Annotated in this window: 15 protein-coding genes and 1 pseudogene; 7 read left to right on the forward strand and 9 right to left on the reverse strand. The window is 42.9% G+C overall.

The genetic code is table 11. The annotated features are described in order from the left end of the window. Window positions 1-127 precede the first annotated feature (127 nt). Entirely contained in the window at window positions 128-751 is a 624-nt protein-coding gene (locus H735_RS29575) for a hypothetical protein (protein WP_020196892.1), read from the forward strand. A 136-nt stretch (window positions 752-887) separates the two neighbouring features. Next, on the forward strand, window positions 888-1,820 hold the full coding sequence (locus H735_RS03385; protein ID WP_020196893.1) for a DUF2971 domain-containing protein: 933 nt from the start codon (window positions 888-890) through the stop codon (window positions 1,818-1,820). Window positions 1,821-1,856: 36 nt separating this feature from the next. On the opposite strand, the pseudogene H735_RS03390 reads toward H735_RS03385, so the two are convergent. The 5 genes and pseudogenes from H735_RS03390 to H735_RS03410 all read right to left on the reverse strand — a co-directional run bounded on the left by H735_RS03390 (window position 1,857) and on the right by H735_RS03410 (window position 5,315). Next, window positions 1,857-2,287: pseudogene (locus H735_RS03390) on the reverse strand (phage protein). A 490-nt stretch (window positions 2,288-2,777) separates the two neighbouring features. Continuing rightward, complete coding sequence (gene yciH / locus H735_RS03395; RefSeq protein ID WP_005435166.1) at window positions 2,778-3,089, reverse strand: stress response translation initiation inhibitor YciH; 312 nt, start codon at window positions 3,087-3,089, stop codon at window positions 2,778-2,780. A 4-nt stretch (window positions 3,090-3,093) separates the two neighbouring features. Further along, on the reverse strand, window positions 3,094-3,477 hold the full coding sequence (locus tag H735_RS03400) for a DUF3319 domain-containing protein (RefSeq protein WP_020196894.1): 384 nt from the start codon (window positions 3,475-3,477) through the stop codon (window positions 3,094-3,096). Between the two features lie 128 nt (window positions 3,478-3,605). Continuing rightward, the gene (locus H735_RS03405) at window positions 3,606-4,595 is read right to left on the reverse strand and encodes a D-alanine--D-alanine ligase (RefSeq protein ID WP_020196895.1); all 990 of its coding nucleotides are present in this window, start codon (window positions 4,593-4,595) and stop codon (window positions 3,606-3,608) included. Between the two features lie 150 nt (window positions 4,596-4,745). Continuing rightward, entirely contained in the window at window positions 4,746-5,315 is a 570-nt protein-coding gene (locus tag H735_RS03410) for an SPOR domain-containing protein (RefSeq protein ID WP_009704436.1), read from the reverse strand. Between the two features lie 236 nt (window positions 5,316-5,551). Between H735_RS03410 and H735_RS03415 the strand changes: the two genes are divergently transcribed. Further along, window positions 5,552-8,185, forward strand: a complete 2,634-nt coding sequence (locus H735_RS03415) for a bifunctional acetate--CoA ligase family protein/GNAT family N-acetyltransferase (protein WP_020196896.1) — start codon at window positions 5,552-5,554, stop codon at window positions 8,183-8,185. A gap of 85 nt (window positions 8,186-8,270) precedes the next feature. Here H735_RS03415 and H735_RS03420 read toward each other — a convergent pair whose 3' ends face one another. Beyond that, window positions 8,271-9,158, reverse strand: coding sequence for a LysR family transcriptional regulator (locus H735_RS03420; protein WP_020196897.1), 888 nt, complete (start codon window positions 9,156-9,158; stop codon window positions 8,271-8,273). A gap of 236 nt (window positions 9,159-9,394) precedes the next feature. On the opposite strand from H735_RS03420, the gene H735_RS03425 reads away from it, so the two are divergent. Further along, window positions 9,395-11,533, forward strand: coding sequence for a TonB-dependent hemoglobin/transferrin/lactoferrin family receptor (locus H735_RS03425; RefSeq protein ID WP_020196898.1), 2,139 nt, complete (start codon window positions 9,395-9,397; stop codon window positions 11,531-11,533). A gap of 342 nt (window positions 11,534-11,875) precedes the next feature. On the opposite strand, the gene galE is transcribed toward H735_RS03425, so the two are convergent. Together galE and H735_RS03435 are read right to left on the reverse strand one after the other, a co-directional pair. Then, entirely contained in the window at window positions 11,876-12,892 is a 1,017-nt protein-coding gene (galE, locus tag H735_RS03430) for a UDP-glucose 4-epimerase GalE (RefSeq protein WP_005435155.1), read from the reverse strand. A gap of 54 nt (window positions 12,893-12,946) precedes the next feature. Continuing rightward, window positions 12,947-14,905: a sensor domain-containing diguanylate cyclase gene (locus tag H735_RS03435; RefSeq protein WP_020196900.1), complete on the reverse strand. Its 1,959-nt coding sequence runs from the start codon at window positions 14,903-14,905 to the stop codon at window positions 12,947-12,949. Window positions 14,906-15,191: 286 nt separating this feature from the next. Here H735_RS03435 and H735_RS03440 point away from each other — a divergent pair, with 286 nt between their 5' ends. Genes H735_RS03440 through H735_RS03450 form a run of 3 tightly spaced genes read left to right on the forward strand, consistent with a single transcriptional unit; the run spans window position 15,192 to window position 17,562 of the window. Further along, window positions 15,192-15,947 carry a 5-oxoprolinase subunit PxpA gene (locus H735_RS03440; protein ID WP_009704442.1) on the forward strand — a complete coding sequence of 252 codons (756 nt, stop codon included), beginning with the start codon at window positions 15,192-15,194 and terminating at the stop codon, window positions 15,945-15,947. Next, window positions 15,947-16,630, forward strand: a complete 684-nt coding sequence (locus H735_RS03445) for a 5-oxoprolinase subunit B family protein (RefSeq protein ID WP_020196901.1) — start codon at window positions 15,947-15,949, stop codon at window positions 16,628-16,630. The genes H735_RS03440 and H735_RS03445 overlap by 1 nt, the downstream gene beginning before the upstream one ends. Continuing rightward, entirely contained in the window at window positions 16,627-17,562 is a 936-nt protein-coding gene (locus tag H735_RS03450) for a 5-oxoprolinase subunit C family protein (protein WP_020196902.1), read from the forward strand. Before H735_RS03445 ends, H735_RS03450 begins: the two co-directional genes overlap by 4 nt. Before the next feature lie 32 nt (window positions 17,563-17,594). On the opposite strand, the gene H735_RS03455 is transcribed toward H735_RS03450, so the two are convergent. Further along, window positions 17,595-19,028 carry an FAD-dependent oxidoreductase gene (locus H735_RS03455; protein WP_020196903.1) on the reverse strand — a complete coding sequence of 478 codons (1,434 nt, stop codon included), beginning with the start codon at window positions 19,026-19,028 and terminating at the stop codon, window positions 17,595-17,597. Window positions 19,029-19,348 lie beyond the last annotated feature (320 nt).

Genomic DNA, 19,348 nt, shown 5'->3' on the forward strand with positions numbered 1-19,348 from the left:
AAGAGGGATTCGCAACGCGTGGCATTTTTACTATGCGTTAGCTTTAGTGTTTAAGGTGGTATACGGTGGCATCGGTATTGCGTTGCTCACCCCTTAACAAGGCGTTAAGTGTTTTAGAGGAAGTAACATGGATCTTGGCTCGTTTTCGACTGGTTTAGTAACGGCACTGATGTTTGTCGCACTAATAACGAAGTTCTACATTCCTGCGTATCTTAAAGAAAAGGCTAAGAATTTAGCGACAAAGGAAGATATTTCTGAGATTACCGAGGCTATTGAAAAAGTTAGATCGCAATATAACGAAAAGCTTCAGGAGCTAATATATCAAAATAATGTACAACTGGAGGGGCTCAAGGCATTAAACCAACTGAGAGTTGTGGCTCCGGAGCGAAGGTTACAAGCACATCAAGAAGCTTTCGCGTTGTGGCGAAAAATGCTGTCTAATCTTCATTCTAACGAAAGGGTAAATGTTGTGATGGAGTGCCAGGATTGGTACAACCAAAACTGTCTGTATTTAAGTGCTAAATCGAGGGAGGCATTCTCTGTAGCTTATGGTGCTCTCGCCATACACAATGATTTGTTGCAAGACCGAACGCAACCTGAGTCAGTCAAAAGGAATTACCTAGAAATTACTAATGCAGGTTCAATAATAGTTCAATCTGTTGAATTACCAGCGTTGAGTGCGGACGTTCGATACGCAGTCAAAAAAGATGGTGGGGACATAGCAGTTGTAGAGCCCGAAAAAGACACCTAACAAAGCGTTTAAGACGGATTCCCACTTGGCATTTTCGGTTTGATTCAACTTTAGTGTTTACGGCACAATGGTTTAGGTAAGGTGGCAGCGTTGCTCACCACTTAACGCGGCGTTAGGAGACCGGGAGCGGAGAAATATGAAAGTAAAGTTATATAAATACACACCTCACTTACAGAGTTTCTTGGAAAACCCAGTGCTTAGGTGTACACCTTCACATGACTTGAATGATCCGTTTGAGCTCCAACCTAATGCTAAAACTCTAGACAGTCTTTCTAAGGTGTACTCTGGCTCTTATGGAATCAATGATTTAACTTCTTTCGTTGATGTTAGGACATCAGATAGCGGCATAATATCGCTAAGTGAGACCAAATCTAATTTATTAATGTGGCCTCATTATGCAAATGAGCATAAGGGTGGTGTTATTGAATTTACGTTTGATATCAAGTTCGATAACGAACAAAAAATGCTACAACGTGGCTTTTTAAAATCAATATTCGATAACAAGTACCTATTTGACCGTGTTAAATATCGCCTTGAGAGAGAACCTGATAGTGAATTGTTTAATGCTTCAGGATTCGAGGTGTTTTTGGATTTAAAATCGCACTTGTCTTTTACTAAAGCAGAAGCTTGGAGTTATGAGAAAGAGTATCGGTTTTTATGCGAATTACATAGTGCTGATGTTGTTTGCGTAAATAACTCCCAAGAATTAATAAATTTGCTAACTTCGCTGGGACTTACGTTCAAGGTATCGGACTTAAATTCGAAATTATTAGTAATTACAAACTACAATGATAATTCATTCGACTTAACTGTTGACTTAAACCACCGATTAAGGAGGCAACAGTTATTGTCAGTTTGTAGAGATAGGTCGGAATCCATTTTCCATTTTTACGAAGTTGATCCTAAGTGTATTACGGGAGTATATCTTGGTTGTAAGTCCCCAAGTGAATTGAAGCACAAAGTATTGAATACGAATGTACTTGATAAGTTTGATAATCTTAATGGTAGAGTATTCGATTCAAGGCTGAGTCGTTCTCGTTATGAATTGTCGTTTGAAGAAATCGCCTAACAAGCTGTTTAAGATTGATTCGCAACGCTTTGTATTTTATCTCTTTAATTTGCTTTTAGATGGCATCCACTCGGCGGCTTTCATTCGACGGCCGCCTTTAAACGGTAAGACGTTTTCTTTGCTGAGTAGGACTTTGGTTGGTCTATGTGCCCAAATTTCTCAACAAGCTGACGATGTTCGTCACGCCAGAACACAAAACTTTCCAATTCTTTAGGGCTGAACTCACGACCAGACGGCGTGATGATGATGGCACGTTTCTCACAGACACGAAAGCCAGACCAATGTAAATCGTTAGGCAAGTAACCAAGTGACTTAATCAGCATGAGTTTTTCTGCCATTGGATTGATTGGAACAGTTCCATCAAGCCAACGAGTCATCGTCGGTTTGGACAACTGAAAATATTCAGCGCCTTGCTTGATGGATGCAAACTCACACCAAAAGAGTGTGCGAAATGACTCTTGAAACATGACAACGCTGGAGTTAATACAATGAAGCGATAATTATCTTTTTCACTGAAGGTAATCAGCAACGGCTAAAATCTTAAAAGCAAAGAATGCTGTTAATCTTAGGAGGACATTTTAAAGTGGCTAAAACCGGACATTACTAAATTGCTCCAACACCTTAAGTGCGCATTATGTATATTATGTTAAATAAAGTATCCATGTACGCCAATTCTTCTCTAGTTTGGTCTCCTATCCCCTCTCAGATTTTAAAATACAGCGCTTTTCGTTGGTGTCATTAAACATAATGGTGATTTACCATAAAATAGCTAATATGGATCTATCAATCTACGATTGCTTGCTCTGCTATTAGCTGAGTTTCTTCAATAGACTTTCTGTGTTTGTTGTTCAGAGCTGATTGTTATCTGCCGTTTCGTTCTTCAAGTCACCACACAGACTACAGATACAAAAAGAGCGTCAATTGAGACGCTCTTTAAAATCTACTGAACAGTTTGAATTAACCACCGGCTAATTTTACTGTCATGCCTTTCTTTTCAAGATGTGCTTTGATCTTGTCACGAGCATCACCTTGAATTTCGATGTTGCCATCTTTTACAGAGCCACCGCAACCGCAGACTTTCTTAAGTTCAGCGGCTAGTAATTTAAGTGGCGCGTCATCCATATCCAAACCAGTTACGATACAAACGCCTTTGCCTTTGCGGCCTTTGGTTTGCTTTTGGATACGAACAATACCGTCGCCTTTAGGACGTTCGACTTTTTCTTCTTCTGGTTTGATTCGACCAGTTTCTGTTGAATATACGAGAGTCATACTCTTATTTCTTTTGTTGTTGTGCTTGTAGCGCTTTTTGTTTTGCAACCAAATACGCTTCGATATGGCGTTGAATCGCAGGCTTCGCGCCCTTGATCAATTTGCCGTTGAACATACAGTACCAAGCGTTGGGCTCGCCTGTGTCGTTCTTTATCGTGTAGCCGTTAAATACTTCAGATTGAGGATTGTTAGTGCTTTGCGCTCTTTGCCCCAGAGTTGCGAATTCTTTTGGGTCAATAATAGATGCTGTGTCACACCACCAATCTATGCTCTTTTTTACCGCCGTCAAACTGCCTTGTAAAACGTGGTTTTTGATCTTTACCTTCCAAACGCTACCGTCAGGTCCGCCTGATTGCAGGTTAAAACCTCTATAATTGGAAATTGCCATACCACTGAGCCATCTATTTAATGCTTTGATACAATCATAAATGCAACTGAGTAATATTCAAACTTTAACGCTGTCACATTACTCAGTTATGCTTAGGTTTACCACAAAATGAATGACGGTAACGTTAGTTAGATTGCAGTATGAATACAATCTGCTAGGAATTCATGGAATTTGTGACCGTTGTTTTGCAGCATTTTAGGGAACATCGAAATCGGCGTCATACCAGGGAACGTGTTTACTTCGTTTAGGTAGATTTCATCATCTTCTGTTAAAAAGAAGTCGATGCGCGATAAATGACGTAAATTCATTTGCTTAAAGACGGTTTCTGAAGCCACGCGAATCGCTTCTACCTGTTCTTCCGTTAGGTTTTTCGCTTCAACTTCAGTCAATGAATGGCTTGAGCTGCTGTACTTCTCATCGTAAGAGTAAAAAGCCCCATCAGGCGCAATCACCTCGCCAGGCTTAGTAATAAATAGCTGACCATTCATCTCATAAGCTGCGACTTCCAGTTCACGAGGTTTGACTGATTTTTCTACCAATACTTGCTCTGAGAAACCAAATGCATCGTTAACGGCTTGCGATAAAGCTTCCTTCTTAGTGACACTGTAACATCCAACGGAAGAACCTTGGCGAGCGGCTTTGACAAACACTTTACCCCACTTATCAAACGCTTGTGACGCTTGTTCATGGGCTTGTTCATCATTACGCGTTAAGAAAAGGTATGGTGTGTTTGGGATACCAATCGCATCGTACCAAAGCTTTGATGTGATCTTATTGAAGCTGTTGCTGCTCGCTTCAGGCCCACAACCTAGGTAAGGAATACCCGCGATTTCAAACATAGATTGGATATCACCAGTTTCACCCGGGAAACCGTGGATACAAGGGACAATGAAATCGATATCTAGGTTAAGGTTGTCTGAGCACAGCTTTTTGGTATTAAGGTCCAAATAAACCAGTTCACCTTGGTTTGTCACCCAACCTTCATTTTTGATTTCTACGCGCGTCACGCTTACGTTTTCGATCAGATTTAACTGTTGCTCTACAAAGTTTGCAGAAAGCAGTGAAATCTCGTGCTCAGATGAGCCGCCACCGCATAGTAAAAGGATATTTTTGATCATGAATCAATCTTTCCGTGATTTCCAAAAGATACTATTCAGTATGATAAACCTTTGAGTAGTAACGTACAGTAATTTTACTGTGAGGAATACTGTTCGAATAGGAATTAACCAAAGAAAGAAGGGAGCATTTTGCTCCCTTCTCTTGTTCAATTAGTTTAGCTTGTTAAGCGTTGGATATGCCGAGTTTTTAATGGCATCAATGCTCTTAACGAAAGGCTTAAGTTGCTGGAAATGACCCGGCAATGTTGAAATCGCATTCTTCGCTTCTGCGCTTGTTGCGTAATCACCGTAAAGCACTGAGAACCATTTCGTGCCGTTTACCACTTTGTAGTTTTCCCAGATTGGCTGGCCGTTTTGAGGAAGTTGGCGTGCAAACTGGTCAACTTTCGCTTGGCTACCTACAGCAACAACTTGAATGGTGTAGCCAAAGCGCTGGATACCCGCTTGTTTCTTGCTAGGCGGAATGATCTTAACTGGTTTCGCCTGATCTTTAGGGGTTAGTTTCACCACCTTTTTCTCTTCAGGCTTCGCAGTCATTTTTACAACTGTTGGTTCTACGTCTTTCTCAACCACTGCGTTCTCAGACGACATAATTGGTTTTGAAATTGACTGAGATTGGTAGTCTTCTCGGTAGCTTTCTGACGTTACGTCAGTGATGTAAGTTTCCGATGCACAAGCAGAAAGCAGTACAGACAAGCCGATGATTGCGATTTTTTTCATGAAGTAACAAACGCTCTGGATAAATATTACGATAAATCATGCCGATAGCAGGCTATTTTATCAAGCACCAAACACAATAAACTGTGATTTTGGTGTGATGAGTGACACAAACTCTGTACGCTTGGCTCAGTTTTAAGCCAATGTCTGGCCTGTTCATATTTCAACAGTGACTTATTCGTTTATGATTGTATGAGGAATGACCAACCGTTCTCGGTGTCAATGGCCAAGGAGTCACAATGAACAAACTACAAAAACTCTTTAAACCGAATTCTGTTGCAGTGATTGGCGCTTCTCAAAAAGAGCTGCGCGCCGGCCAAATCGTGATGCGAAATTTACTACAGAGTGGCTTTGGTGGCGCTATCATGCCCGTCACTCCAAAATACAAGTCAGTTTCCGGCGTAATTGCTTATCCAAACGTGGCTTCCCTGCCCTATACGCCAGATATCGCCATACTCTGCACCAATGTTTCTCGCAATAAACAATTGTTGAAAGAGCTTGATGAACGCGGGACGGAGTTTGCGATTGTTATCTCTGACGATTCAGAAAGCTTAGATCTCTCAGACTTGAACATTCGTGTGCTTGGGCCTAACAGTCTCGGCATTATCCTACCTTGGCATCACTTCAACTGTTCCTTTTCTCCTGTTGCGGCGAAACCAGGAAAGATCGCCTTTATTTCGCAGTCCGCAGCGGTGTGTACGACCGTGTTGGATTGGGCGAATGATAAAAACATCGGTTTCTCTTCATTCATCTCTATTGGACAAGGTCAGGATATCGACTTTGCTGAGCTGCTTGACTATTTGAGTATGGATGGCAAAACAGAAGCGATTTTGCTTTATGTCGATTCGATTAAAGATGCACGACGATTTATGTCTGCAGCACGAGCAGCTTCTCGTAATCGACGCATCTTAGTGCTTAAAGCAGGACGTTCTTCTCAAGCTCGCACGCTTGGGGAAAAAGATATAGATTCTCTCGACGTTATCTATGATTCAGCAATCAGAAGAACCGGTATGCTGCGTGTTGGTAACACACACGAATTATTCGCCGCAGTAGAAACGCTCACGCATTCAGTCCCTCTACGAGGTGAACGTCTCGCGATAGTAACCAATGGAGGTGGCCCAGCAGTGATGGCGGTTGACACCTTATTAGATAGAGGTGGCAAGCTCGCAACATTGGATGAAGATTCTATTGCTAATCTGCGTGGTCTATTACCGGATAGTTGGCGAGGTGTGAATCCAATCGACTTAGCTGGCGACGCGACGAAAAAGCGATACGTCGATACCATCAACGCATTAATGAACAATGACTGTGCAGACGCGATTTTGATTATGCACAGCCCTTCAGCTGTCTCAGACTCTTTAGAGACCGCAAACGCAGTAATCGAAGCCATTCAAGCGCATCCGAGACATAAACATTTTAATATTCTCACCAATTGGTCTGGTGAACAGACCTCTAGAGAAGCACGCTTAGCATTCACGCAAGCAGGCATTCCAACCTACCGAACGCCAGAGAGTGCGGTCGTTGCGTACATGCACTTGGTCGAGTACAGACGAAACCAGAAACAACTGATGGAAACACCGACCACGGCAGAACCGCTCCATTCTGGCAGTGTGAGTTCTTCTCGCGAATGGGTGAATGAACAACTACTGGATAAAAACACAGTTGCCTTAGATACACACCAAACAAGCCCCCTATTTGAGCAGTTTGGTTTTGATATTCTCCCGACTTGGATTGCTTCAGAAGTCACAGAAGCCGTTCATATGGCAGAGAATATTGGCTATCCGGTTGCGGTAAAGCTTCGCTCTCCAGATATTGCTCATAAATCAGATGTACATGGTGTCGCGCTTAACCTGCGTAATAGCCAAGAAGTATCTAGCGCCGCACAAGCCATTTTGGATACCGCTAAGCTCAGTTACCCTGCAGCCAACCTTCAAGGCCTTTTAGTTCAAGGGATGGCAAAGCTTGGTAGTGCAGAAGAGTTGCGTGTCAGTATTGCAGTAGATAAGGTTTTTGGCCCTGTAATCTTACTTGGACAAGGTGGTTCAGACTGGAACATTACTCAAGATGCCGTTGCAGCCCTGCCACCGCTCAACATGAATCTGGCGCGCTATCTGATCGTCATAGCGCTCAAATCAGGTAAGGTGCGCCTGCAGAAACACAAAGACGCTCTAGACATCACAGAGCTGTCAAAATTCTTGGTGCGAATCTCCCAGATGGCTGTTGAGCTACCAGAAATAGAAAGACTGGACATTCATCCAGTGCTGGTATCTGGTAGCGATTTAACCATCATCGATGCAGACGTTACGCTTAAGAAATACGAAGGCGACGCGCAAGAACGATTAGCCATCCGCCCTTTCCCTGCCGAGTTCGTGGAGACGGTGACCTTGCGAAATGGCCAACCTATTTTGCTTCGCCCAATCTTGCCAGAAGACGAACCTATCCATGCACAGTTCATCAATAGCGTGTCTAAGGAAGATCTATATAACCGATTCTTCTCTGACGTCGGCGAGTTCAACCATGAGGCACTCGCAAACCTGACACAAATTGATTATGACCGTGAAATGGCTTTTGTCGCTGTCGCATTCGATGAAAATGGCCCATCAATCATCGGGGTGGCGAGAGCTTTAATAACACCGGATAATAGCGACGCAGAATTTGCCATTTTAGTTCGTTCAGATTTGAAGGGAAAAGGATTGGGTAAACTGTTGATGCAAAAGATCATCAGTTATTGCCAAATCAAAGGGACCAAACAGATGTCTGGTATGACTATGCCAACCAACCGCGGGATGCTGTCACTTGCGCAAAGTTTAGGTTTCGAATTGGATGTTCAGTTTGCAGATGGCACTGCCGATATGGTTTTACCTTTGAATTAATTTTGTTCACCTACGAATCAAATATCAAAAGAAAGGACGCATCGACGCGTCCTTTTCTTTACTCTTGTATAAATTAGTGACAATGTCACTTCATCTTCCAGTTTTTCTTTAGATATTGTATGCACCAAGACTTCGCTTCACCCATCGTGTTTCTGCGCCACGCTAAGATGATATCTATCGGCTTGCTTTCTGCGCCGTCAATGTACTTGAGCTGTCCGCTTTCTACCAAGGGCTGTGCAACTTGTGTTGGCAAGGTACCGATCCCTAATCCAGATAATAGAGCTTCAACCTTTGCTGAAAAATTAGTAACGGTCAGACGTGGTTGTTTTTGCATCACATTGATCGACAGCGCTGGTTGTTCTCGCGCAGTATCTGCAATCGCGATGACTCGATACTTTTCCCTTGCCGCGTCATCAAATTCCCCGCTGCGCTTATGAACGTAATGATCAGTAGCAGCTACCCAAACCATACTTAGCTTGCCAATCTTTTCTGCTTTTACATCTTGTGGGAGCGTATCTAAAGCTGGACAAACCAATAAATCTGAACGCCCGGTATTTAATGATTCCCAGCTGCCAGCAAGAATCTCTTCTTGCAGTCGGATTCGTGTACTACTCACATTAGACAACGCATCAACCATAGGGAAGAAATTTGCGATAGGAATAATACCATCGAACGCAACGGTGATATCCAACTCCCAACCATTCGCTAACAAGGTGGCATCATTGACGAGTTTCTCGCTTGCTTGAAGAATTGCCCTGCCACGCTCAAGTATTAACTTACCGGCTTCGGTGAAATGTGCTTTATGACCAGAACGGTCGAAAATGATGATATCAAGGTCTTGCTCTAGCTTTTGAATCTGATAACTCAACGAAGACGGTGCGCGGTCTAACTCGTTGGCTGCAGCAGCAAAACTTCCTCTTCTATCAATGGCATCCAAGATATGAAGTGCTTCTAACGTGATTGGACTCTGCACAATAACTCCCTATTTATGTGATAGCTATCACAGTAGTGGTATTTGAAAAATCACTCAAAAAAACGACTTTAGACAATATAACACATTGATTATCAAAGACTAGGCGGTGCGTAGTACAAATTTCCATTGATAAAAACAACATTAAACAACAATGGTAATGATAGTAATTACCATTTAGATCCACTAAGATACCGCACGTTGTTATTGCCTATTATGGATTTAAGGTATTGAAGCCAATGTATAAAAAATCAATTTTATCAGCCTCTATTGTCATCGCCCTCTCCCAAGGCGCTTACGCTGAAGAAACATCAACGTTCAATGAAGTCGTTGTTTCTGCCACTCGTACTAACCAAACTATGGATACTGTAGCAGCTTCTGTTGCCGTTGTTTCTGAGAAAGATCTCGAAGAAAACATGGCAAAAGATCTCAATGATGTATTCGAATACACACCAGGCGTTACGGTTAACGGTACTCAACGCCAAGGTGTTCAAAGCATTAACATTCGCGGCATGGAAGGCAAGCGAGTGAAAATCTTGGTAGATGGAGCGTCTCAGCCAGGTGTATTCGACGGCGGACCATACTCTTTCATTAACTCTAGTGCCGTGACTGTCGACCCTGACATGCTAAAAAGTGTTGAGATTGTAAAAGGTGCGGCTTCTAGTTTGCACGGTAGTGATGCTATCGGTGGCGTTGTTGCATTTGAAACGAAAGATCCAAGCGACTTCTTGAAAGAAGGCAAAGACTTTGGTGGCCAAGCTAAGCTTTCTTACTCTTCTGAAGATAACTCTTTTGCAGAGCACATTGCGGTCGCGAAACGATTTGATAATCTTGAAGCATTGATAGCATACACACGCCGTGACGGTTCTGAACTACAAAACTTTTCTAAAGCGCCTTACGACGACTACTCAGTGACGGATCAAGATTACTACAAGAACGACTTGTTGGTTAAATTGCAGTCACAACTGAATGAAGACCACCGTTTAGAGTTTTTGGGTGAAGTAATTTACAACCAAACTGACTCAGACATCGCGAGTTCTTCATACAAAAACTTCAATGCTGAAGACCAAACTAAGCAAAACCGTCTTGGTTTGAAACACATCTGGTTTGCTGATCTAGCTATCTCAGACACCATCACTTCTCAGCTAACTTGGACAAGTAAAGAAGAAAACGGTGTAACAAACCGCTTTAAAGAAGCAAGTCCTGGCTTCCCACCGTGGGTTCCGCCTAATGGTGATAACCAGCAGAAAAAAGACTACGAATACACTGAAGACAAGATCGAGTTTGAAACTCAGTTAGATAAAGAGATTCAAAACCACTACTTGGTTTACGGCCTGTCTTACAAACACAGCGACATCAGCAACACAAACCGCGAGTTTAACTCTGATCCAGGCACGCCTGACACGGTTTACATTTACACGCCAGATGCTAAAGAACAAAGCTTTGGTTTGTTCTTGCAAGATGAAATCGCACTACTTAACGACAAGTTAATCTTAACTCCTGGTGTACGTTACGACTACTTCTCTACTGATCCATCAGATACCTCTGAAGAGTCATTCAAGAAGTTCAGTGACTCTGCGTTTACTGGTCGTCTAGGTGCAACATATAAGCTGTCTCAACCAGGTACGGTATTCGCTCAGGTAAGCCAAGGTTTCCGTGCACCATCATTTGATGAACTTTACTACACGTACGACAACCCAGGACACGGTTACACTAACCGCCCTAACCCAGATCTAGAATCTGAAAAGAGCTTGTCTTACGAATTAGGTTACCGTCATAACACAGCAGCGTCGGCAACAGAATTCGCTCTTTACTACAGTGATTTCACCGACTTCATTGATCAAACATCAACGAGTAATAGTGGTCTAACTGAATACACGTTCATCAACATCAATGAAGCAACAGTAAAAGGTGTTGAGCTGTCTAATAGCCTTGATTGGCACGCTATTGCTAGCCTTCCTAAAGGTGTAACGACTCGTCTAGCTGCAGCGTACACTGAAGGTGAAGATGGTGAAGGCAACCCGCTTAATAGTGTGAACCCTTGGAATGCGGTTGCTGCGGTAAACTACGATTCACCAAACGCGCTTTGGGGTACAAGTTTAAAAGTTAACTACACTGCGAAGAAGTCTGACAGTGATATCAACTCAGATGGTGACAATGGCGGAACTAAAGACCAAGTTGCACTACCATCAGCAACAGTTGTTGACCTAACGGCTTACTACAAGCCAATGAAAGACCTAACCGTTCGTGCAGGTGTGATGAACTTGACGAATGAAGAGTACTACTTGTGGAACGATGTACGTGGTGAAACTGAGCTAAGCCGTGATATCACGCAAGCAGAGCGTAACTACAACATTAGTGTCAAATACGAGTTCTAAGTGTTACAAACACAAAAAAGCCAGCATTATGCTGGCTTTTTTTATGTGCTTTCATTTCAAAAATGTTAAGAAAAGAATGAAAAATGAAAGACTATTGTTTTGCCATCTCTTTTTTCACCATTACTGCTGCTGCAACGATGAATGCGATGATTAAACCAAGTTCCATGAACTACCCCGAATAGTTTAATGAAAATTTACGACCTAAATTAAGATTCGCACATAGTTTAGCATTTCTATTTATCGAAGCTACCTTTTAACCAGTAATTTACGAATTTTTCCGATTTAGATCAAAAAAGGCGCAGAAGTGCGCCTTTTTGTTATAAAAGTGTAAAACTTGAAGTTTTAAGCGTCTGGATAACCTTGAGGGTTATTTGACTGCCAGCGCCAAGTATCACTCGTCATCTCTTCAAGTGTACGGGTCGCCTTCCAACCGAGTTCGTTTGCTGCTTTTGAAGGATCTGCCCAACACTCTGCGATATCACCAGGACGGCGATCTACCAGCTTAAACGGAACTTCTTTGCCAGAAGCGGCTTCAAACGCTTTCACCATTTCCAATACGCTGTAGCCATTACCTGTACCTAGGTTATAGATATGTAGGCCTGCTTTGTTGCCTACTTTATCAAGAGCAGCAACGTGGCCATCAGAAAGATCCATTACGTGGATGTAATCACGGACACCTGTGCCATCTTTAGTTGGGTAATCACTACCAAATACCGACAGGAATTCACGACGACCGACCGCAACTTGAGAAACGAACGGCATCAAGTTATTAGGAATTCCTTGCGGGTCTTCGCCAAGCTCACCAGTTGGGTGTGAACCAACAGGGTTGAAGTAACGCAGAAGTGTGATACTCCAATCTGGATTCGCCTTTTGGAAGTCCGTTAGACACTCTTCTACCATCAACTTACTGCGACCGTATGGGTTGGTCGCACTTGTTGGGAAGTCTTCCATAATTGGCACAGAAGCAGGATCACCGTAAACCGTTGCTGAAGAGCTAAATACGATCGATTTAACGCCGGCTTCGCGCATAGCATCAACAAGAACAAGCGTGCCGTTCACGTTGTTATCGTAATATTCAAGTGGCTTTTCTACCGACTCACCAACCGCTTTAAGACCAGCAAAATGGATAACGGCTTCAATATTGTGTGTCGTCATTGCATCAACAAGCGCAGCTTTGTCGCGAATGTCTGCTTCAATGAATACTGGTTTTACGCCACAAACCTTTTCGATGCGCTCAAGCACAGTTGGTTTACTATTGTAAAGGTTATCGAGGATAACTGGTGTCATACCAGCTTCGATCATTTGAATACAAGTGTGGCTGCCAATGTAGCCCATACCACCCGTAACAAGTACTTTCATTTTATCATTCCTTCTGACGCGAATCGGGCTAGTCTAAAGGTTTCTAGCCCGTTTTTAAACTGTATCTGGGGATTCGCAACCCATTAAAATTGCTTGGCCTTTGCCGGCTTTCTTCGCTTGATACATGGCAGTATCTGCGCTTTTAAGAATTCGGGTCGCGTCACGCTCGTTAACACCCACCAATTTCACACCGATACTAACGCCAACTTTTAACAAAGAACCACGATATTCTATTGGAGCACAAATCGTTTCTAATAACTGCTCTGCAATCCTAGTCACCACTTTTTGATTAGCAGGATTCACTAACATGACAAATTCATCACCAGACAAACGAGCAATCAAATCACTGTGTCTTGTGGCTCCAGTCATACGTTTAGCGACAATCTTAAGCACTTCATCCCCAGCATCATGGCCATAAGTATCGTTGATACCTTTAAAACCGTCCAAGTCGAGATAAAGTACCGCAAACTCATCACGCAGATAGCCTGATCTTTGTACTAATTCTTCCAATTCAAAATGGAACTTTGAACGGTTAGCAAGCCCCGTCAACGGGTCGTGATGCGCTAAGTATTCTAAACGCTCCATCTCTTTTGCACTTGAAAGATCCGTTAGGATTATCACCATATCGAACGAATTCTGATCTTCACTTTTAATGATACGATTCACTCTCGCAAACATTGGTATAAGCTGACCGAGGTGGTTTTTTTCTATTACTTCACCTTGCCACATTCCATAGTTTTCAATCGATTCGATGATACTTGGCATCATTGCTTGCAGTTTCCGCCAACGAATTGATTTTATAAACGGCTGTCCAACCAGTTGTTCAGCGGTTAAACCAATCAACTTTGTCACCGCTGGGTTTACCATCGTAATAACACCTAGATGGTTGAGAACCACTAAGCCATCTTGACTGCTTTCAAATACACGTCCAGCAACTCGTTGTCGGTTCATGGCTTCTTCGATCTCGGTAATATCCTGAATCACAAAAAGAAGATAGCCGTGTTTTGCCAATCGGCGACTGGTTAAACTTAATTGCTGTTCATCTTCTGCATTTTGTAGATGGATGTCGTCACACTCTAAGCCTCGACTTAAAATTTGTCCTAACTCATTCGGTGCTTTAGTTTGGATCAAGTCACAGATATTTGCCGTTTCTAATCCATGGTAAGTCTTTTCAAAAATCCTCTGCGTCGCCTTATTACAGTGAATTACGCGACCTAAGTTATCCGTTACGATAAGCGCATCTTGAATCGAATCTACCACTTCTTCTGCAAACGCTTTACGACGTTCCAGCACTTCCAAACTGTGTTTGCGTTGTTTCTCTAGTCTCTTTTGCTTGTCTACCATCAGATTCAGAGAAGCAACGAGTTGCCCTACTTCATCTTTTGAACGGTGACTAATGCGACCACTCAAATGATGGCCATTAGCGAAGTCTTGGAGTGCTTGATTGACCTCCACTAGAGGGCGAAGAACACGACGCTCGACACCGATATAAAAGGTCACGCCACCAGCGAGAAGAATGATTAGGAACAGAAGCCCATCTTGCAATAGCGCATCTCTTACCTGCATCAAAGGACGTTGAGACAATGTGACTCTAATCGTTCCAATTACTTGTCCGTCATGGATTATTGGCTCAAGTACATAAAGAAAGTGAGCAGATAACGCATACCCCATTGCATGAAGATGACTTCGTTCATGCTTTGTTGGCGAAGGCGCTGAAAAACCGTCGAGAGCAAAAATCGCAAATGGTTGATTTTCTTTGTCGTAAAGCTTAACGCGTGATACGTTTGGCTCCTTCAGAAAGTCAGCCAAAATAGATTGCGCTTTTTGCTTGTTCTTTGTGGCCAGCGCATCTTTAATTGAGTGAGATACATCATTGATAAGCACTTTTGTTTGTTCAACAAGCTCATGTTTTGCTGACTGGTAGGTGATGTACGATGTGTAACTTTGAGATGTAACAAAGATGACCGTGATGAAAACGAGAATCGGCCATATTAGCTTTGCTCTTAATGACATATATATTCCTGTCGCAGAAAGCAACCAAAAGAACAAAAGGGTTGCTATGCAAACTATCACACAAAAAGAAGAGCCAAGACTAACACGACAGGCACTGAAATGAACCTGAAATTCTCAGATATTAGACTGATTAATCATGATTTTCTTGAAAATTCGGATCATTTCAAATAACCAGTCGATCATTTGTGGCGTATTTTTTCGAACACCTGCATGAAAAATGACGTTAGTCACTGAACCAAAACGTAATTTCCTGCATTTTTAAGCATACTTTGGACACAATAAACGTATGACATTGAACAACCAGCAACTAACACTAAACTGCGATATGGGCGAAAGCTATGGCGCATGGACCATGGGTGCAGATGAAAGCGTAATGCCTTTCATAGACATGGCGAACATTGCTTGTGGCTTCCACGCGTCTGATCCTAATGTCATGCACGATACTATTACCCTCGCTAATCAACATGACGTTGAAATTGGTGCGCATCCCGGTTATCCAGACTTACAAGGGTTTGGACGTCGCAGCTTAAAGATGACCTATGAAGAAATCACTAATATGGTGATTTACCAAGTTGGCGCACTCCAAGCTCTGTGTAAGGCACAATATACTGATATTGGTTACATCAAGCCTCACGGAGCGCTCTACAACGATATGATGCTAAGTGATGGTATTTTCTTAGCGGTCGTTAAAGCGGCAGCCCTGTTTAAAGTGCCTCTTATGATATTGGCGTCCCAAGAAAACGAAAAATACCTAGAAATTGCCGATGATTTTGATGTACCTCTACTCTTCGAAGCATTCGCAGACCGCCTTTATCAAGATGACGGGTTACTAACGCCAAGAACACAAGCTAATGCGGTATTAAACAGCGAACATGCAATACTAGAACAAGTGAGAATGCTGGCAGAATCAGGTCGAGTAAAAACGACATCGGGGCAATATATTTTGTTAGAGGCCGACACGATTTGTGTACATGGTGATAATGATGAATCTATCGCGTTGATTCAAAAAATTCGTCAGAGTCTCTACACCGGAGGAAATTAATGAATCAAGGGCAGTTTTCGATCTCTCCTATATCTGAATGCAGCATTCTAATTCGCTTTGAAGACACCATTACTGTTGAACACATAGGCGAGTTAGCACATCAAATTGTAGATAAACTCAATCTCATCGTAATGAATGTGGTTCCTTCTTACCGAACCATTTTGATTGACTACCTGCCCTTTAGAATTCAAGAGTCTGTAATACTACAAACGCTCAATGAGATCGTAAGTCGCTTTGATGTTCAATCTATGGACAACAAACAGCCGAACTACATTTCTATCCCCGTTTACTATTCGAATGAAACGGCTCTCGATTTGGAACGATTTCAACAAAATGGGCTATCAATGGATAAGCTTATTGAACTGCATACCAAGCCTGTTTATACCGTTTCAGCCATTGGGTTCGCTCCGGGCTTTGCTTTTCTGTCGGATGTAAGTCCAGAACTTCACATGCCAAGACACCATACGCCTCGTACCAATGTACCTGCCGGAAGTGTGGCGATTGCCGACAGTAAAACCGCAGTCTATCCATCCGACAGCCCTGGTGGGTGGAACATCATAGGCCGTACACCAATCTCGTTATTCACTGATACTCCTCCCTTCATCCCATTTGAAGTTGGTGACAAGGTCACGTTTGGTTCAATATCCAAACAAGAGTTTGTCAGTTTAGGAGGCGCTTTATGAGCTTCGTAGGATTGTTAGTAGAAAAGCCGGGGCCACTCTCTTTGATTCAAGATTTTGGTCGTTTTGGCCTTGCTCATATCGGGATAACTCAAAGCGGCCCTGTCGATGATTATGCTTATAGTTGGTCGAATCATCTTTTAGGCAATCCCGTTAACTGCTCTGTTATCGAAATCACATTGGGTAATGCGAGCTTTAAAGCACTAGCCGATTGTCATTTGGCGCTTTGTGGCGGTGATCTTAATGCATCAGTAAACGGTGAGCCTATTTCTAATTGGTCGGACTTTTGTCTCAAAAAAGGCCAAACGCTTAAGTTCGGAATGCCAAAGAATGGTTTACGTGCATATCTTGCTGTTAAAGGCGGATTTAGTGTTGAGAAACACCTAGGGAGCACGTCTACGGTAGTGAGAGAATCTCTCGGCGGTATGACAAAAGATGGTGAGCCTTTGAAAGCCGAAGATATTATTGGCTTTGAGCCACATTCGCTTCCAACGTCAAAACCCAAACAGATGACGTTCCGATTCAAACCAGATTACAACTTGCCATTAAAACTGAGAGTGATCGAAGGCTACCAGTTTGAAGATTTTTCCCAGCAGTCTATTGATGATTTCTATTGCGCAAGCTTTAAGATATCACCCAATTCAAATCGTATGGGTTATCGTCTTGAGGGCAAAGCGATACAACCGCCCTATGATGGCGTGCTTTCAGAAGGTATTGCACTGGGGTCTATTCAGATTCCAAACGATGGCAACCCGATCGTGTTATTGAACGACCATCAGACCATTGGTGGCTATCCGAAATTTGGTTGTGTCGCAAGAATTGATCTGCCACGTTTAGCGCAAGCTAAACCCGGGCAAACAGTGAGTTTCGTCAGAGGAGACAGACAAGGCCTGCAAGATGTGTGGTGTCAGTGGGCTCAGTTTTTTGGTTACTAAGCCCATATTAAATAGTCATTAAATCGTGAGCGCTACATCCCGTAGCGCTCTGCCAATGCTTTTGGATAACCGCGCTCTTGAGTGAGTTTTACCGCAAACTGCTCCACGTCTTCTTCACACCAATGCACCGTTACAGGGTGTTCAAGCTCCACGTTGTCATTTGGAGCTATATCAAACCAATATTGCGCCATTTTCTGAGCGGCTAGTAGCGTTGAAGAAGCTTTAACTACTTCAATTCGAGCATAGTTGTTCTCTTCAAATGTCACGTCTGCTGCACGCAATACAGGGTCAGTACCTGGGATTTGCTGTGCACCAAACAGTGCTTTCCCGCCTTTCACTGCACTTTGATAATCCGGAATGAATTGAGACATATGCTTAATCGCATTATCAGTACGCTCATCGAGGATCTCTTGTCGCCAACCGTTGCGTATTTTTGACAATAAACTGGTTGGTAACTCTGGTTGTGCAGAGATTTTTGAGCTTTCCACCAAGCCATCATCGAACAATGTGATGCCTTTGGTCATACCATGTAATTGGAAGTAGCCATCACCATATGGCGTTAACTGAGCCATGCCTTTGTCTGTACCGCGAGGACCATGGAAGATCACCTCTGGCCATTGCTGAGTACATTCATTCCAACGGGTAACGTAAGCCGCTTTGAATTCGACAAGTCGATCGCGCTTTACGCCAATCGCATCATCAACTGCGCCGGTCTCAAAGCCACAAGCATTAACTAAGTAATCACAACGTAGTGTCTTTTGTTCTCCTGCTTGAACGTAAGCCAGTTCCCAATCAGAGCCACGCCAATGGGTGTGTTTTAACTCTGCTTGCGTCAGCACATCAACATTAGGAAGTTGTTCTAGCGTCATGTTCGCTACAGCTGCAAGCCTAAATACACTCCATCCGTATTCCTGAACAGCGACCACTGGATACTTAAGCGCCTCAAGGTCAGCGTGCTGAGCAAACGGGATAGTCCACTCGTCAATGCTTCGCGGGTGTTCTGGCTGTACAAGCTTAGAAAGCGCTATCAGGGCCTCTTTGGAGTACAACTTGTAATACTCGTATGGTTCTCCCAACACCTGATTACTTGTGTCTTGTTCAACCAGAGATTGATAAGCACGTTTAATTACTTCTAATCGAGGTAATAATGCTTCTGGGTCTCCTCCATCTGAATGAGGCACGGCAATGATGGTAGGACGAATGTTCAGTGAATGTGGATACAATCGGATTGTGTCGATCGATTGAGTCAGAAGATCCAAACATTGCTGTTCGGAAATCTCACGATAAAGGTTTCCGCCCGCGTGTAGGTGGCAGATCGGAGGTCCATTTACTAATGAGGCCCCTTTCTCGAGTATGGAGACTTTAAAACCTAACTCGGCAAAGTGGATTGCCGCGGTAGAGCCAGCGACACCGCCACCAACAATAGCGATGTGTTTATCTTTACGATTTGGAAACTCAGACTTCATTGCTTCACTGAAATTTTATAAGGAGAAATCTTTACTTAATGTGGATTCTACTCGGGTTTGACTATGATTAAAATCACAAAAAGTTCATGGGTTTGCATTTGTTAAAGGTATACGCGAAAAGTTACTTTCGAGAGCAAAAAATTTCCGAAAAAAGTGCTTGACGAGGTTGTTGGGAAAGCCCGATTTTGACCCTTTGTGAATAATAATTTAACGCTAACACCCATGGCGTAAAGCCTGCGGAAACACCCCACTTTATTAACACTTCAGTTATCCCAAAAGTTATCCACTGTTTTTGTGGATAACTAAAATAAAACTGTCAT

It is taken from the genome of Vibrio owensii CAIM 1854 = LMG 25443, assembly GCF_000817815.1.
GTDB classification, from domain to species: domain Bacteria; phylum Pseudomonadota; class Gammaproteobacteria; order Enterobacterales; family Vibrionaceae; genus Vibrio; species Vibrio owensii.

Excerpts from the sequence above, each read along its gene's own strand:
- H735_RS03410 (WP_009704436.1), bottom strand. The coding sequence starts at position 5,315 with ATGAAAAAAATCGCAATCATCGGCTTGTCTGTACTGCTTTCTGCTTGT.
- H735_RS03450 (WP_020196902.1), top strand. The coding sequence starts at position 16,627 with ATGAGCTTCGTAGGATTGTTAGTAGAAAAGCCGGGGCCACTCTCTTTG.
- H735_RS03405 (WP_020196895.1), bottom strand. The coding sequence starts at position 4,595 with ATGATCAAAAATATCCTTTTACTATGCGGTGGCGGCTCATCTGAGCAC.
- yciH (WP_005435166.1), bottom strand. The coding sequence starts at position 3,089 with ATGACTCTCGTATATTCAACAGAAACTGGTCGAATCAAACCAGAAGAA.
- H735_RS03385 (WP_020196893.1), top strand. The coding sequence starts at position 888 with ATGAAAGTAAAGTTATATAAATACACACCTCACTTACAGAGTTTCTTG.
- H735_RS03445 (WP_020196901.1), top strand. The coding sequence starts at position 15,947 with ATGAATCAAGGGCAGTTTTCGATCTCTCCTATATCTGAATGCAGCATT.
- H735_RS03415 (WP_020196896.1), top strand. The coding sequence starts at position 5,552 with ATGAACAAACTACAAAAACTCTTTAAACCGAATTCTGTTGCAGTGATT.
- H735_RS03440 (WP_009704442.1), top strand. The coding sequence starts at position 15,192 with ATGACATTGAACAACCAGCAACTAACACTAAACTGCGATATGGGCGAA.
- H735_RS03400 (WP_020196894.1), bottom strand. The coding sequence starts at position 3,477 with ATGGCAATTTCCAATTATAGAGGTTTTAACCTGCAATCAGGCGGACCT.
- H735_RS03425 (WP_020196898.1), top strand. The coding sequence starts at position 9,395 with ATGTATAAAAAATCAATTTTATCAGCCTCTATTGTCATCGCCCTCTCC.
- H735_RS29575 (WP_020196892.1), top strand. The coding sequence starts at position 128 with ATGGATCTTGGCTCGTTTTCGACTGGTTTAGTAACGGCACTGATGTTT.
- H735_RS03455 (WP_020196903.1), bottom strand. The coding sequence starts at position 19,028 with ATGAAGTCTGAGTTTCCAAATCGTAAAGATAAACACATCGCTATTGTT.
- H735_RS03435 (WP_020196900.1), bottom strand. The coding sequence starts at position 14,905 with ATGTCATTAAGAGCAAAGCTAATATGGCCGATTCTCGTTTTCATCACG.
- galE (WP_005435155.1), bottom strand. The coding sequence starts at position 12,892 with ATGAAAGTACTTGTTACGGGTGGTATGGGCTACATTGGCAGCCACACT.